Origin of the sequence: Serinicoccus shuyuelongi (assembly GCF_045032955.1) — a bacterium.
Taxonomy (GTDB): domain Bacteria; phylum Actinomycetota; class Actinomycetes; order Actinomycetales; family Dermatophilaceae; genus Ornithinicoccus.
This window is the reverse complement of the sequence record NZ_JBJFZU010000005.1, coordinates 256,658-270,894: the sequence shown is the minus strand read 5'-3', so window position 1 is coordinate 270,894 and position 14,237 is coordinate 256,658. Positions and strand designations below refer to the sequence as shown.

15 protein-coding genes and 1 tRNA gene are annotated in these 14,237 nt (G+C 72.3%); 8 read left to right on the top strand and 8 right to left on the bottom strand.

Going from position 1 to position 14,237, the window contains the following annotated elements:
• Position 1 precedes the first annotated feature (1 nt).
• The 4 genes from ACI3EY_RS09025 to orn form a co-directional block, all read right to left on the bottom strand.
• Positions 2 to 772, bottom strand: coding sequence for a hypothetical protein (locus tag ACI3EY_RS09025; RefSeq protein ID WP_405040188.1), 771 nt, complete (start codon positions 770 to 772; stop codon positions 2 to 4).
• Positions 769 to 1,638 (bottom strand): ATP-binding cassette domain-containing protein, encoded by an 870-nt coding sequence (locus ACI3EY_RS09020; protein WP_405036029.1) that lies wholly within the window; start codon positions 1,636 to 1,638, stop codon positions 769 to 771. The genes ACI3EY_RS09025 and ACI3EY_RS09020 overlap by 4 nt, the downstream gene beginning before the upstream one ends.
• Positions 1,635 to 2,009 carry a GntR family transcriptional regulator gene (locus tag ACI3EY_RS09015; protein WP_405036030.1) on the bottom strand — a complete coding sequence of 125 codons (375 nt, stop codon included), beginning with the start codon at positions 2,007 to 2,009 and terminating at the stop codon, positions 1,635 to 1,637. Before ACI3EY_RS09015 ends, ACI3EY_RS09020 begins: the two co-directional genes overlap by 4 nt.
• Positions 2,010 to 2,150: 141 nt before the next feature.
• Positions 2,151 to 2,765 carry an oligoribonuclease gene (orn, locus tag ACI3EY_RS09010; RefSeq protein WP_405036031.1) on the bottom strand — a complete coding sequence of 205 codons (615 nt, stop codon included), beginning with the start codon at positions 2,763 to 2,765 and terminating at the stop codon, positions 2,151 to 2,153.
• A 41-nt stretch (positions 2,766 to 2,806) separates the two neighbouring features.
• On the opposite strand from orn, the gene ACI3EY_RS09005 reads away from it, so the two are divergent.
• Both ACI3EY_RS09005 and ACI3EY_RS09000 read left to right on the top strand, forming a co-directional pair.
• Entirely contained in the window at positions 2,807 to 4,024 is a 1,218-nt protein-coding gene (locus ACI3EY_RS09005) for a PrsW family intramembrane metalloprotease (RefSeq protein WP_405036032.1), read from the top strand.
• Positions 4,024 to 4,338 (top strand): hypothetical protein, encoded by a 315-nt coding sequence (locus tag ACI3EY_RS09000; RefSeq protein ID WP_405036033.1) that lies wholly within the window; start codon positions 4,024 to 4,026, stop codon positions 4,336 to 4,338. The genes ACI3EY_RS09005 and ACI3EY_RS09000 overlap by 1 nt, the downstream gene beginning before the upstream one ends.
• Here ACI3EY_RS09000 and ACI3EY_RS08995 read toward each other — a convergent pair.
• Positions 4,304 to 4,534, bottom strand: coding sequence for a hypothetical protein (locus tag ACI3EY_RS08995; RefSeq protein ID WP_405036034.1), 231 nt, complete (start codon positions 4,532 to 4,534; stop codon positions 4,304 to 4,306). The genes ACI3EY_RS09000 and ACI3EY_RS08995 overlap by 35 nt on opposite strands.
• A gap of 110 nt (positions 4,535 to 4,644) precedes the next feature.
• Between ACI3EY_RS08995 and ACI3EY_RS08990 the strand changes: the two genes are divergently transcribed.
• The gene (locus ACI3EY_RS08990) at positions 4,645 to 5,349 is read left to right on the top strand and encodes a class I SAM-dependent methyltransferase (protein ID WP_405040187.1); all 705 of its coding nucleotides are present in this window, start codon (positions 4,645 to 4,647) and stop codon (positions 5,347 to 5,349) included.
• Between the two features lie 75 nt (positions 5,350 to 5,424).
• Here the strand turns inward: ACI3EY_RS08990 and ACI3EY_RS08985 are convergent, their stop codons facing one another.
• Positions 5,425 to 5,805, bottom strand: a complete 381-nt coding sequence (locus ACI3EY_RS08985) for a VOC family protein (protein ID WP_405040186.1) — start codon at positions 5,803 to 5,805, stop codon at positions 5,425 to 5,427.
• A 150-nt stretch (positions 5,806 to 5,955) separates the two neighbouring features.
• Here ACI3EY_RS08985 and ACI3EY_RS08980 point away from each other — a divergent pair, with 150 nt between their 5' ends.
• Positions 5,956 to 6,366: a hypothetical protein gene (locus ACI3EY_RS08980; protein WP_405036037.1), complete on the top strand. Its 411-nt coding sequence runs from the start codon at positions 5,956 to 5,958 to the stop codon at positions 6,364 to 6,366.
• 53 nt (positions 6,367 to 6,419) lie between these two features.
• On the top strand, positions 6,420 to 8,405 hold the full coding sequence (locus ACI3EY_RS08975) for a CocE/NonD family hydrolase (protein ID WP_405040185.1): 1,986 nt from the start codon (positions 6,420 to 6,422) through the stop codon (positions 8,403 to 8,405).
• A gap of 34 nt (positions 8,406 to 8,439) precedes the next feature.
• Here the strand turns inward: ACI3EY_RS08975 and ACI3EY_RS08970 are convergent, their stop codons facing one another.
• Both ACI3EY_RS08970 and ACI3EY_RS08965 read right to left on the bottom strand, forming a co-directional pair.
• The gene (locus ACI3EY_RS08970) at positions 8,440 to 9,390 is read right to left on the bottom strand and encodes a class II glutamine amidotransferase (protein ID WP_405040184.1); all 951 of its coding nucleotides are present in this window, start codon (positions 9,388 to 9,390) and stop codon (positions 8,440 to 8,442) included.
• A 98-nt stretch (positions 9,391 to 9,488) separates the two neighbouring features.
• Positions 9,489 to 9,561 (bottom strand) — tRNA-Arg (locus tag ACI3EY_RS08965).
• 44 nt (positions 9,562 to 9,605) lie between these two features.
• Here ACI3EY_RS08965 and tyrA point away from each other — a divergent pair.
• The 3 genes from tyrA to ACI3EY_RS08950 are packed head-to-tail and all read left to right on the top strand — an operon-like array spanning position 9,606 to position 14,157.
• The gene (gene tyrA / locus ACI3EY_RS08960; protein WP_405040183.1) at positions 9,606 to 10,751 is read left to right on the top strand and encodes a bifunctional chorismate mutase/prephenate dehydrogenase; all 1,146 of its coding nucleotides are present in this window, start codon (positions 9,606 to 9,608) and stop codon (positions 10,749 to 10,751) included.
• 53 nt (positions 10,752 to 10,804) lie between these two features.
• Positions 10,805 to 12,505, top strand: a complete 1,701-nt coding sequence (locus tag ACI3EY_RS08955; protein WP_405040182.1) for a dynamin family protein — start codon at positions 10,805 to 10,807, stop codon at positions 12,503 to 12,505.
• A complete protein-coding gene (locus ACI3EY_RS08950) occupies positions 12,502 to 14,157 on the top strand; it encodes a YfjP family GTPase (protein WP_405040181.1) in 1,656 nt (551 codons plus the stop codon). Before ACI3EY_RS08955 ends, ACI3EY_RS08950 begins: the two co-directional genes overlap by 4 nt.
• The last annotated feature ends 80 nt before the right edge of the window (positions 14,158 to 14,237 follow it).

Below are 14,237 nucleotides of genomic sequence, written 5' to 3'. Positions count from 1 at the left end.
GTCAGGCCTCCTTGGGGGCGAGTGCCATGGTGATGGTCAGCCGGTAGTGCGCCGCCGAGGCCACGATGATCAGGGCCAGCGGCAGCGCCGGCTGCCAGACGCCGAGGTCGAGGCTCAGGGCGGTGGGCAGGATGTCCTGGGCCGTCCCCCAGGGCGTGCCGGCGTTGGTCCCGTAGACCGCGGCCAGCAACACCGGGGCCAGGGTGAGCGGTAGGGCCGCCGTGCCCAGCAGTCCGCCGAGCCGGTAGTAGGCGGTGTGCACCAGCAGGCCCGAGACGTTCCCGGCCCAGTAGAGAAGGAACAGGAAGAGCAGGAGCGGTAGCGCGTAGCCCGCGGCGGGCTCGTTCGGGTCGTCCGCCAGGCCCGCCCGCCACCCCAGGGCGCCGAAGAGGGGGCGCTCCAGCATCAGGAGGAGGACCAGGCTCATCGAGAACGTCGCGGCCAGCCCTGCCGCGGTCACCAGGGACCCCGTGGCGGCGCCGGACCGGGTGATGCCGTTCATGATGTACGTCGGGGTCATGACCCCGCACATGATCATCATCGAGAAGCCGAACCACAGGCCTGCCTGTTGGCCGAACTGCACGATCGAGACCTCGGGAACGGTGTTGTACCGGTAGACGAGAGCCACCCCGACGCCGATCACCAGCATGATGAGCAGGAACCACTTGGCGACGTAGAGGCACATCCACATGGTCAGGTCGAAGCTGCGGCGCCAGTGCGGTCCCAGGGCCTGGGGCTCGGGTGCCGGTCGGGCGACGGTCTTGGTGCTCATCGGTGGTCCTCCTCGGTCAGGTGGATGAACAGGTCCTGCAACGGGACACGGCCGACCTCGACGCCGACGCTGCGGGCGTGCTCCAGGGCGTGCTGGTCGAGCTCGCCGAAGAGGGTGACCCGGCGGGTCGGGCCCAGGTCCTGGGTGCCGATCACGGGCAGCCCTCCCACCAGGTCGTCCACCGTCGCGGTCGGGCCGGTGAGCGTGAGCCCCCGGGCTCGGACGTCGTCGGCCCCCGACTGCAGGAGCAGTGCACCGCGGGACAGGATGGTGACCGTCTCCACGATGGGCTCGAGCTCGGCGATGAGGTGGCTGGAGATCACGTAGGTGCGGGGGTTCTCGACGTAGTCGGCGATCAGCTCGTCGTAGAAGTGCTGCCGGGTGGGGGCGTCCATGCCCAGGTGGACCTCGTCCAGCAGGGTCAGTGGGGCCCGGGACGCCAGCCCGACGATGGCCCCGACGGTGGAGCGCTGGCCACGCGAGAGGTGGTTGACCTTGGTATCGGCGCTGAGACCGAAGGAGTCCAGGAGGTCGTCGGCGTACGCCCGGTCGAAGGTGGGGCGCAGCGTCTCGAGCATCTCCAGGGTGTCGCCGATCGGCTCCTCGTCGATCAGGTCCCCGCCCTCGCGGACCAGGCAGATCCGCTCGGTGAGCATCCCGCGCTCCCACGGGTCCTGCCCATCCACCCGGACGCTCCCGGAGGTGGGTCGTCGTGCGGCGGCGATCAGGGAGAGCAGGGTCGACTTGCCGGCGCCGTTGCGGCCGAGCAGGCCGTGGATCCCGCCCTCGGACCAGCTCAGGGACACGGCGTCCAGGGCGGTGGTGTCCGTGAAGCGGACGCTGACGTCCTCCAACGTGACGTTCATCGGTCGGAGCCTCCTGTCGGGTGCTGATCGCTGATGTAGGTGATGAGCTGCTCGGCGGTGATGCCCAGGTGGGCGGCCTCGCGCAGCACGGGGGAGAGGCGCTCCGCGAAGAAGCTGTCGCTGCCCTTGCTCCGCAGCCGGGCCGCGGCCCCGTCGGTGACGAACATGCCGACGCCCCGCTGCTTGTAGAGGACCCCCTCGTCGACGAGCTCGGCGAACGCCTTGGCGGCGGTCGCGGGGTTGATGCGGTAGGTGGTGGCGTACTGGGTGGTGCTCATCACCTGGTCCCCTTCCTGGAGGGCGCCGGAGAGGATCTCGCCCCGGATCGCCTCGGCGATCTGGACGTAGATCGGTTCGCGTCCGTCGAACACGCAACCTCCTTGGTCATGTGGTTCATTACATGACTAATGAACCATGGAGGTGGGTATGCCGTCAACCCCGGGAACGAGAACGACCTCCCGTTCTCCTGCCGGGGCAGGAGGACGAGAGGCCGAGAAGCGGCGGTCGGAGGCTCAGCCGGGTGCGGCGCCCGCCTCCTGCTGGTCGGTGGCGATCTGCCGCAGCGCGGTGGTGTCCAGCCCGGGGTGGTCCCGGAAGATCGCCGCCCGGTAGTACCGCAGCTCGGCGATGCTGTCCTGGATGTCGCCCAGGGCGCGGTGGCCACCGGTCTTGCGGGGGGCGGCGAAGTAGGCGCGCGGGTACCAGCGGCGGGCGAGCTCCTTGATCGAGGAGACGTCCACGATCCGGTAGTGCAGGTGGGCCTCCAGCTCGGGCATGTCCCGGGCCAGGAAGGCCCGGTCGGTGCTGACGGTGTTGCCGCCCAACGGCGCCTTGCGGGCGTCGGGGACGTGCTCGCGCACATACTCCATCACCTGGTTCTGCGCCTCCTCCAGGGTGATCCCGCCCTCCAGCAGGGGGAGCAGCCCGGAGTCGGTGTGCATCTGGCGCACGAAGTCACCCATCTGGTCCATCGCCTCCTGCGGCGGGCGGATCACCACGTCGACGCCCTCGCCGAGCACGGTCAACTCGGAGTCGGTCACCAGGCAGGCGACCTCGACCAGGGCATCGGCCACGGTGTCCAGGCCGGTCATCTCGCAGTCGATCCAGACGATACGTTCAGCGCTCACGCACCCAGGGTATGCCTCCACCTACCGGTAATCTCACGGCCATGGTGTTCCAGCCCCCGCAGCCGACCGGCTCGCTGCCTCCCCCCACGGGTCCCTCCGCCGGCGGGGGTGACTGGCACCAGGTGATGACCTTCCAGCCCTCGGCCCCGACCCCGCCGAACGCCACCCGACGCCCGGTCATCCGCAGGGTGCTGCTGTGGAGCGTCACGGTGACCATGTTCGGGCTGGCCGGCCTGGCGATGACCCTGGTGGTCACCACCGCGGTGGGTGTGCAGGCGGCGGTGCTCGGGATGGTGACCTCCTCCCTCGCCCTGGGCATCGTCATACCCCTGTTCATCTGGGTGGACCGGCTGGAGGCGGAGCCGCCCAGGCTGCTGTGGTTCGCGTTCCTGTGGGGGGCTCTCGTCTCGACCCTGGGGGCGTTGGTCCTGAACGAGCTCGGGGTCGCCTTCTTCGCCGGGATGCACGAGGACCCGGTCGTCCTCGGTGCGGTGGTGGTGGCCCCGCTGTCCGAGGAGTTCTTCAAGGGGCTGGGGGTGCTGCTCATCTTCTGGCTGGCCCGGCGCGAGTTCCACGGGGTGACCGACGGGATCGTCTACGCCGGGATCGTGGCGGCCGGCTTCGCGTTCGTCGAGAACATCATCTACCTGGGGCAGATGTACGTGGAGGCGGGACCGGCCGGGCTGGTGGGCATCTTCGTGCTGCGCTGCCTGGTGAGCCCGTTCGCGCACCCGATGTTCACGGTCTGCATCGGGCTGGCGCTGGGGCTGATCACCACCCGTCGTCGCTGGGGATCGGCCTGGATCGTCCTCGTCGGCTTCGCCGGGGCGGTCTTCCTGCACGCCCTCTTCAACTACAGCGCCGTCGCGGCGTCGGGCAGCTACTTCGTCCTCTTCGCTGTGGTGCAGGTCCCGCTGTTCATCGGTTTCCTGATGCTGCTGCGCTGGGCGAGGGTCCGGGAGTCACGGATCGTGCGGGACACCCTCACCGGCTACGGCTTGGCCGGCTGGTACACCCCGGCGGAGGTGGCGATGATCGCCGACCCGGGGGAGCGGCGGCGGGCGAGGCACTGGGCGCGCGGGGTCGGTGGCAAGCCCGCGGAGCGGGCGATGGAGGCCTTCCAGGACGAGAGCGGGGAGCTGGCGATGGTGCGCAAGCACCTGGCGCACAGCGGCCCGGACCCGGTCTGGCAGCACCGGGAACGAGCCCTGCTGGAGACCATCAGCGCTCATCGGCGCGTCTTCGTGCCGGGGGCATGATGGGGGCACAGCAAGGGGCGAGCGACACACGCGCACCGCGCGGGCGTCGCTTCTGGGCCGCGGTCGTGCTCGCCGTGGCGCTGCTGGTGGGCGGGGTCCTCGTGGCAGACCCCGGCCGGACCCGGTCCTTCGGCTGGTTCGCCTACCAGCCGCTGCCCGCCGAGGCGGGGCTGCCCTACATGTTCTTCCCGGACCAGCTGTGGGGGCTGCTGCTCCTCGCGCTGGGGGCGCTGCTGCTGTCCGGACTGGTGGGGTATGCCCTCGGCTCGCGGCGTGGGCCTACTCGTCCCGGGCAGCGACCTTCGGCTCGCTGATCTCCACCCCCGGGACCGAGAGGTCCTTGAGGGCCTTGGACACACCGGCCACCAGGCTGGCGGCGGCACGGTCCTCGGCGCGGATGTCGTCGGGGGAGAGCGAGTCCTCGGGGGTCGCGGACTGCACCGACTCGACGAGGGCGTCCTCGTCGGTGATGTCCGCGTCCAGGGTGATGGTCAGCGTGTGCTTCGTCATGCTTCCAGGGTCGCCGATGGGGCCGGTGCGGGCGACCTGGATCAGCACCCGTCGCTGGCCGCGCGAAAAGCCGTTGTGCGAGGACGGTCGACCGGGCATGCTGCGGCCCCGTGAGCTTCACGGACTTCGTACCCTCGGGCAACCAGGCGGTCGACCCCGCCGTCTACGACATCGAGAACGCGGCCATCGACCGCGAGGGCCGGCTCTGGTCCGCGCTGCAGGAGCAGGCCCCGTGGGACGGCCGCACGCTGGTCGACGTGGGCTGCGGGTCGGGGTTCTGGCTCCCGCGCTACCAGGAGGCCGCGCGGGTCGTCGGGGTGGAGCCCGACGCGTCGCTGCTGGGCCCGGCGCGGGCTCGCGCCGGGGGTGCGACGGTGCTGCACGGCTCGGCCGAGAGCATCCCCCTCGAGGACGCGTCCGCCGACGTCGTGCACGCACGGTTCGCCTACTTCTTCCCGCACCCACGGTTCGACCCCTCGGCCGGCCTCGCGGAGGTGGCCCGGGTGCTCCGCCCCGGGGGTGCCCTGGTGGTCGTCGACAACGACACCGAGCAGGGGGAGTTCGCCGAGCTGCTCACCGCCAGCTCCTGGGCGGCGCCGCAGGGACAGGACCGGTATGCCCGTGGCTGGTGGGCTGAGCAGGGGGCCGCCACCACCCCCGTCCTGAGCTCCTGGCAGTTCGACTCGCGGGCCGACCTCGAGGCGGTGCTGCGGCTGGAGTTTCCCGCCGAGCTGGCCCAGGGGTGGCTCGACGCGTACCCGGGGCGTCGGCACCTCAGCTACGGGTACCTCGTGCACACCTGGTGGGCGCCGTGACGCCCCAGCCGCTCAGCCGATCCGCTCGGCCAGGGAGACGATGATCCCCTCCGGTCCGCGGACGTAGGCCATCGTTCAGGCGCCCTCGTAGGTGCCGATGCCACCGACCAGCCCGAACCCGTCGGCAGCGAGCGCCGCGACCAGCGCCCCGAGGTCGTCCACCTCGAAGGCGACGTTGCGCAGCCCCAGCTCGTTCGCCATCGCGGTGGGCGATCCGGGAAGGTGGCCCGGCCGAAGGAAGCGCGAGAGCTCGAGGGTGGTGTCACCCCCGGGCGTGCTCAGCATCACGATCTCGGTGCGGGATCCGGGCATACCGATGACGGTGTCCAGGAACTCGCCCTCCACGACCATCCGCTCACCCGCGACCTCGAGCCCGAGACGGACGAAGAAGTCCTGGACGGCGTCGAGGTCGGCGACGGTGATGCCGACGTGGTCGAAGCGCTGGATGCGGGGCATGGCTCTCCTTCGAGGCGAGAGGACGACCTGTGGAAGGCCCTCAGGACTCGGACCGTGGATGGCATCGGTCCTGTCCCGTACGGTGAGGAGATGGTACGCAGAGTGGCAGCCATCGGACTTCTCGTTGCTGTCGTAGGGACTCTTCTGAGCGTGCCGTGGCGCCGCTCGGGTCCGGCTGCTCCGGGGACACCGCTGGACCATGCCGGGTACGTCCTGCTGGGGCTGTTGCCCCTGGTGGGGACGCTGCTGCTCGCCGTGGGGGTGGTGATGCTGGGGCTGGCGATCCTGACGCGCAGCACCGGTCGGCTGCCCCTGCGGGACCACCCCATCTCGCTGGTCTGGGTCGGGGTGTCCCTCTGGCTGGGGTCGATCCTGCTGGAGCTGGCCCTGACGGCGCTGCTCCCCGCCGGCGCGTACTCTGCGGTGCTGACCGGGATCAACGTCGCCTTCCTGGTCCGGGCCGTCGGCGGCACCGTCATCGGTCTGTGGCTCACCGGGCTGCTCGTGGACCGGTGGACCGCACCGGATCGGCCGGCCACGTCGGCCCGATCGACGACCTAGGGTGTCCGGGTCGCCGCCATACCGTGCGACTCGAACGACCACCCGGAGGTTTCGTGGACATCGACCCGGCCACCATCGAGGTCCGTGACCTCTGGATCCCGATGGCCGACGGGGTGCGGCTCCGGGCGCGCGTGTGGCTGCCCACCGGTGCCGAGGGCATACCGGTACCGGTGCTGCTGGAGTACCTGCCCTACCGCCTCGACGACTGGACCTCGGTGCGGGACAGCGAACGGCATCCCTACTACGCCGCGCACGGGTATGCCTCGGTGCGCGTCGACGTGCGTGGCACCGGCAGCTCGGAAGGACTCTTCGAGGACGAGTACTCGCCGGTCGAGCTGGACGACGGGGTCGCGGTCGTCGAGTGGTTGGCCCGGCAGCCGTGGTCGAGCGGTGCCGTCGGCATGTTCGGCATCTCCTGGGGAGGGTTCAACTCCTTGCAGATCGCCGAGCGTGCCCCGGAGGCGCTGAAGGCGGTGGTGACGGTCTGCTCGACCGACGACCGCTACGACAACGACGTGCACTACGTGGGGGGTGCGGTGCTGGCCATCGACATGGCGGGGTGGGCCGGCACCATGCTGGCCTTCGCCTCCCGGCCGCCCCGGCCCGAGGTGGTCGGCCCCGGGTGGGTGCAGCGGTGGCGTGAGCGGCTGCAGCACCAGCGCCCCTTGGGACCGGTCTGGCTCGCCCACCAGGAGCGGGACGGGTACTGGCGCCACGGAAGCGTCAGCGAGAACTACGCCGGCATCCGGGCGGCGGTGCTGGCCGTCGGCGGCTGGGCCGACCCCTACCGGGACGCGGTGCTGCGGCTGCTGACCCGCCTGGACGCCCCGGTCAAGGGGATCATCGGCCCCTGGTCGCACCAGTACCCGGACCGGGGGCTGGCCCCGGGACCCGGCATCGACTTCCTCGGCGAGACACTGCGCTGGTGGGACCGGTGGCTCAAGGGCGCCGACACCGGCGTCGAGGCCGAGCCGGACCTGCGCGCCTGGGTCACCGACCCGGGGCCACCGGCTCCTTACGTCGCCGAGCAGCAGGGCCGCTGGGTGGGGGTGGACTGGCCCGGCGAGGTTCCCCGCCGCGAGCTCACCCTGGGGCACGGGCGGGTCACGGTCCGGTCCCCGTGGGCGACCGGGCAGGACGCGGGCAGGTTCTTCCCGTTCGGGAACCCGGCCGACCTGCCGCCGGACCAGCGGGCCGAGGACGGTCGTTCGGTATGCCTGGACCACCCCGTCGGGGAGGTCGCCGTGGAGCTGCTGGGCACCGCGGTGGCCAGGCTCCGGCTGCGCTCCACCCACGACCGCGGGCACGTGGTCGTACGCCTCTGCGACGTCGCCCCGGACGGGCCCTCGACCCTGGTGAGCCGGGGCGTGCTGAACCTGCTGAAGAGGGACGGCATGGACCGGTCGGTGCCCTTGCCGGTCGGCGAGGACGTCGAGGTGGAGGTGCCGCTGGTGGCCGCGGGGCACCACTTCCGGCCCGGGCACCGCATCCGGGTCGCGCTCAGCAACCACTACTGGCCGTGGGTGTGGCCGCACGGCGTCGACGACGCCCTCGAGGTCGACCTGGCCGCGAGCTCGATGACCCTGCCGTTGGTGGACCCCGGCGCAGTGCCGGTCGCCTTCGGGCCGGCGCGCCACGCCCGTCCGATCCCGATCACCGTGCCGGACGGCGCCGAGGACCCCCGGCCGGCCAGGGTGGTCCGCCACGACGTGGCGGCCGGGGAGACGACGATCGAGGTCGACCCGGGCTACGGCGGCACCCGCCGCTACCCCGACGGGCTGGAGTTCCTGGAGTCGGCCCGCGAGGTGTACCTCATCCGGGAGGGGGACCCGTCCTCACCGCGGACCGAGTCGCACTGGCGGATCCGGCTCAGCAACGACCGCTGGGCGGCCGAGGTGCAGACCCGGTCGGTGATCACCTGCGACGCGGACACCTTCGTCCTGGAGAACACGGTCCGGGCCACCGCCGAGCGGGACGGCAGGTCCGAGACGGTGCACGAGGAGACGGTGCGCGACCGCATACCGAGGACGTCGGCCTGACTCCGATGGCCCGGGGCCGCGACGGCCCGGCCGCCTACATCGACAGCGTGGTGACGGTCTTGGTCACCTTCCCGCCCTCGTTGCTGAGGAACACCATCTCGCCGAAGTTGAGATGCGACCAGCCGTCGGTGTCGTCGGTCAGTGCCTCGGAGGCGAAGATGGCCCCCGTCGCCTCGTCCTCCTCGCACGTCTCGAAGTCGTAGGTCGCCGGGTCCCTGTCGAAGTGGCGACCCATCAGGAAGTACATCGGCTCCAGGAGCATCGACAGGGCGAAGTCGTCCGTGCCCGGACCGGACTCGCGCAGCTCCTGCCAGTCACCGGTCGGGTTCGTCTCGCCCTGGAGTCCGAGACCGACGTTGACCCCGATGATCCGGTCCACCGAGACCAGGGCCATCTTCAGCTTGGTCAGGCCGGGGAGGTCGAGGTCCGCCATCGCCGCGGCGATCAGCGGGACCATCGTCTCGACCGCGCGCTGGACGTCCTCGTCGCTGTCGCCCTCGAGCAGGGAGAGCAGGAGGACGTAGAGGAACTCCGTGTCGGTGTTGCCCCGCATCTGCTTCAGGTACCTGTCCTGGCAGTGCTGCAGCAGCTCCCGCTGCAGCAGCTGCCAGTTCGGCAGGTAGCCGTTCTGCGCGACGATCCAGGGGGTCCCGGTGAACGAGAAGGGGTGGCAGTTCTCGTCGGCCAGCACGACCTGCGCGTCGTAGGCGGAGGCCCGCACGTGGGCGAGCATCGTGCTGGCGCGCAGGCTCGGGACGACGTGCTCGAGGTTGTCGTCATAGAAGGCGGCGGTGGGGCGGCGGTAGATGAAGGGCTCCTCGGGCTTGAGGAGGTGCTCGCTCCAGGCGCCGAAGCCCCACCCGGCCAGCTGCAGCTCCGGGTGGCGCTCAGGGTCGAGGGCCTGGTTGACCAGGCTGTTCGTGGGCGTGAGGAGCAGATGCTCCAGCGGGGTCTCCGGTCCGATGAACGCGAGCACTCGACACATACGGTTCCTCCACTGACGGGTCGTTCCGGGGATGACCGTCGACAGCCTATGTCCCTATCCGGCCCCGTCGGCAACAGGTCGGCGGCTCGTCACGCGGGCGCCCCCGGCAGGACTCGAACCTGCAACCTACGGATTAGAAGGCCGTTGCTCTATCCATTGAGCTACGGGGGCTGACCGGTCAAAGTCTAGGGCGTGGGCGTCTAGGATCGATCGCCATGACGGATGTTGCAGGCGGCCCGGAGGCGCCGCTGGGTGCCCTGCGCGCCCAGATCGACGAGGTCGACGGCCAGCTGCTGGAGCTGCTCGCCCGGCGCCTCGAGCTGGTCGCCGAGGTCGGGGAGGTCAAGGGCAAGCACGGCCTGCCCATCTACGCCCCCGACCGGGAGCGCGCGATGATCGCCGCCAAGCGCGAGCTCGCCCAGCAGCGCGGGCTGTCCCCGGACCTGATCGAGGACGTGCTGCGCCGGTGCATGCGCGAGGCCTACACCCACGAGAAGAACATGGGCTTCACCCGCCGTGCCCCCGGGCTCGGGCCCGTCGTCGTCGTCGGCGGGGCCGGCAGGATGGGCGCCCTCTTCGGGCGGATGTTCACCCTCTCCGGGTATGACGTCCGCGTCGTCGAGCGCGACGACACCCCCGAGCAGGTGGCCGCCGCGGTCGCCGGCGCCGGGATGGTGCTGGTCTCGGTGCCCATCCACGACACGGTCGACGTGGTGCGCTCGCTGCCGCCGCTTCCCGCCGACTGCCTGCTGGTCGACCTGACCTCCACCAAGCGGTCGGTGATGGCGGCCATGCTGGAGCAGCACCCCGGCCCGGTGCTCGGGCTGCACCCGATGTTCGGCCCCGACGTGGACAGCTTCGCCAAGCAGGTCGTCGCACACGTGCCCGGCCGCGACCCCGACGCCAGCGTCTGGTTGCTGGAGCAGGTCCGCCTCTGGGGGGCCCGGATGCACGAGGTCGACGCCGACGAGCACGACCACGCGATGGGCCTGATCCAGGCGCTGCGGCACTTCTCGACCTTCGCCTACGGCTGGCACCTGGCTCACGAGGACCGTGACCTGGACACCCTGCTCGCGCTGTCCTCGCCGATCTACCGCCTCGAGCTCATCATGGTCGGGCGCCTCTTCGCCCAGGACGCCGAGCTGTACTTCGACATCATCACCGGCTCGACCGACGCCCTGGAGCTGATCGAGCGCTACCACGAGCGGTACTCCCGGGCCATCGAGCTGCTCCGCACCGGGGACCGGGAGGCGTTCGTGCGGCAGTTCGGTGAGGTGGAGGAGTGGTTCGGCGACCACGCCGGACGCTTCCTCGCCGAGTCCCAGGGACTCCTCGCGCACGCGGACAGCGCCCGCGCCTGAGCCCTCCGGCGGTTCGTCTTGGTGGCGACCAGGGCGCCCGGCACACTGGGCGGGTGACCTCCGATCCCGCTGCGCTGCTCGCTGCCGTCGAACGGCTACGGTCGGCGACCGGCGAGGTCGGCCTGCCGCTGGAGCTCGACGACGCGGAGGCCTCGAGGGCCCTGCAGCGTGAGCTGCGCGAGCAGCTGGACGACTACGTGCTGCCGCGGCTGCGCTCCCTGGACGCGCCCCTGCTGGCGGTGGTCGGCGGGTCCACCGGCGCCGGTAAGTCCACGTTGGTCAACTCGGTGGTGGGGGAGCAGGTCACCCGCGCCGGGGTGATCCGGCCGACCACCCGGTCCTCGGTCCTGGTTCACCACGAGAGCGACGCCGCCTGGTTCACCGGGAGTCGGATCCTGCCCGACCTGGCCCGGGTCACCGGCGCCGCCGACCGGGTCGAGGACCCGGCCTCGGTGCGGTTGGTGGCCTCGGCCGCGCTCCCGGCCGGGTTGGCCCTGCTGGACGCCCCCGACATCGACTCCGTCGTCCGGGAGAACCGCCGGCTCTCCAAGGAGCTGCTCGCCGCGGCCGACCTGTGGCTCTTCGTCACCACCGCCGCGCGGTATGCCGACGCCGTCCCCTGGGACCTGCTGCGGGAGGCGAGCGAGCGGGGCACCGCGGTCGCCGTCGTCCTCAACCGGGTCCCGCCGGAGGCGATGGGCCAGGTGCGGGTGCACCTGGCGTCCATGCTGCGCAAGCAGGGCCTGGGTCAGTCGCCGATCTTCACCATCGGCGAGGACGACCTCGTCGACGGACGGGTCCCCGAGCGCAGCAGCGCGCGGCTGCGCGGCTGGCTGCAGTCGTTGGCCGGGGACGCCCGCGCCCGCTCCGTGGTGATCCGGCGCACGCTCACCGGAACCCTGGCCTCGCTCGACCGGCGCGCCGCCACCCTGGCCGCCGCCGGTGCCGGGCAGCTGGCGGCCGGTGACGTGCTGTCGGTGGCCGCGGCGACGGCATACCGGGACGCAGCGCGCGGTGTCGACCAGGGCGTGCAGGACGGGTCGCTGCTGCGCGGGGAGGTGCTCGCCCGGTGGCACGAGCTGGTCGGCACCGGGGAGTTCCTGCGCTCGGTCGAGGCCGGGATCGGCCGGGTCCGGGACCGCCTCGGCGCCTTCCTCACCGGCCGGGACTTCGCCCCCGAACCGCTCGGCGAGGCGCTGCAGACCGGGGCCGCGGCGCTCATCACCTCGCACGGCCAGGTCGCCGCCGGCACCGCCGCCCGCGCCTGGCGCACGTCCCCCGGAGGACCCGGCCTGCTGGCCGCCCACCCCGGCCTGGGCAAGGCCTCCCCGGACCTGTCCGAGCAGGTCGAACGGCTGATCCGGGACTGGCAGGGCGAGCTCCTGGAGCTGGTCCGGGAGGAGGCGGGCTCCCGGCGGGCGACCGCCCGCTACCTCGCCTTCGGTGTCAACGGCCTCGGTGTGCTGCTGATGATCGTCGTCTTCAGCGCGACCGCCCTCATCCCGACCGGCGCCGAGGTGGCGGTCGGGGCCGGCTCGGCCGTGCTGGCCCAACGGCTGCTGGAGGCGGTCTTCGGTGACCAGGCGGTGCGGGCGATGGCGGTCAAGGCGCGCCAGGCGCTGATGCGCCGGGTGGAGCAGCTCTACGAGGCGGAACGGTTCCGTTTCGACCGGGCTCTGGCGTCGGCGCCGATGTCGCCCGGTGCGGTGGCCGAGTTGCAGGCCGCAGCAGCCGGGGTGGAGGCAGCACGATGACGGCACCCGCACGACGCCGCGGCCGGCGGCCCGAGCTGGCGTTGACCGAGCGGGCGGAGCGGCTCGGCTCCGTCCTCGAGCTCAGCGGGAACGAGCTGGAGCCCGCCGCGGTGCAGTCCGCCAGGGCGGTCGTGGACCGGGTGGGGCAGCGGTGGGCGATCGGTGGCGGACGCACCGTGGTCGCGCTGGCCGGTGCCACCGGCTCGGGCAAGTCCAGCCTCTTCAACGCCTTGGTGGGCGAGGACGTCTCCACCATCTCGCCGCGCCGGCCGACCACCGCAGAGGCCACGGCGGCCGTCTGGGGCGAGGAGGACGACGCCGAGCTGCTCGACTGGCTCGGGGTGGGCCGCCGCCACCACGTCGGCGCCGCCGGTGAGCACGGAGGGCTGGACGGGCTCGTCCTCGTCGACCTGCCGGACGTGGACTCCCGCGAGCTGCGGCACCGGGTCGAGGCGGACCGCATCCTGGAGCGGGCCGACGTCTTCGTCTGGGTCACCGACCCGCAGAAGTATGCCGACGCCCGCCTGCACGAGGACTACCTGCGCCCGCTGCGTCACCACGACGCGGTGATGCTCGTGGTGCTGAACCAGGTGGACCGGGTGCGCGAGCAGGGCGGGGTCGAGCAGATCACCGCCGATCTGCGCCGGCTGGTGCAGGCCGACGGGGCCGGCGAGCACGACGTCATCGGCACCTCGGCCCGGATGGGCACCGGGCTGGGTGAGCTGCGGCAGCGCATCGGCGCCGTCGTCGGGGCCCGGAACGCCACCGAGGCCCGGCTGGAGGCCGACCTGCGGGCCGCGGCCGAGGAGCTGGCGCGCGGCGTGGCCGAGCGGACCCCGGCCCTGGGCCAGGAGACGGACCGGCGGCTGCACGCGGCGCTCCGGGTCTCCGCCGGGGTGCCGGTGGTGCTGGACGCCGTCGACGCCGACCACCGCCGCCGCGCGCACGCCCGGACGGGATGGCCGTTCACCCGGTGGGTCGCCGGGCTGGGGGCCGACCCGCTGCGCCGGTTGCGCCTCGGAGACGACCGGGCCGGCTCCTCCGGCATCGCCCCCTCGGACGTGCGGGCGGTGCTGGGGCGCTCCTCGCTGCCCAGCCCGACCCCGGCGGCTCGCGCCAACGTGCAGCTGGCCACCCGGCAGCTGGGGGAGGACGTGGGCGAGCACCTGCCCACCCCCTGGGCGGAGTCGGTGCTGGACGCCGCCAGCCCGGAGCAGGACACCGTCTCCGACGCCCTCGACCAGGCGGTCGTCGGGGTCCCTCTGCGCACCCGGACCCCGGCCTGGTGGCCGGTGCTCGGCGTGCTCCAGCTGCTGCTCGCCACGACTGCCGTCGTCGGTCTCGGGTGGTTGACCGCGCTCGCGGTGCTGGGCTGGATGCAGCTGTCCGTCGAGGCACCCTCGCTGGGGCCGGTGCCGGTCCCGCTGGCGCTGCTGGTGGGCGGGTTGCTCGCCGGGGTGCTGATCGCCGCGCTCGGCCGGGTGGCGGCCCGGGTCGGCGGGCGTCGACGACGGGCCCAGGTGGGGCGGGAGCTGGACCGTGCCATCGAGGCGGTGAGCGCGGAGCACATCCGTCGGCCGGTGGCCGCTGTCCTGGAACGGCACGAGGCGACCCGGGTGATGCTCCAGCAGGCCGGCAGCGGCGCCCCCTGACCCACCCCTTCCCCGACCGGGCGCGCGTTGTGCTTCGACCGGGCGAGCGTTGTGCGCCCATCCACATCCCCCTGAACCGG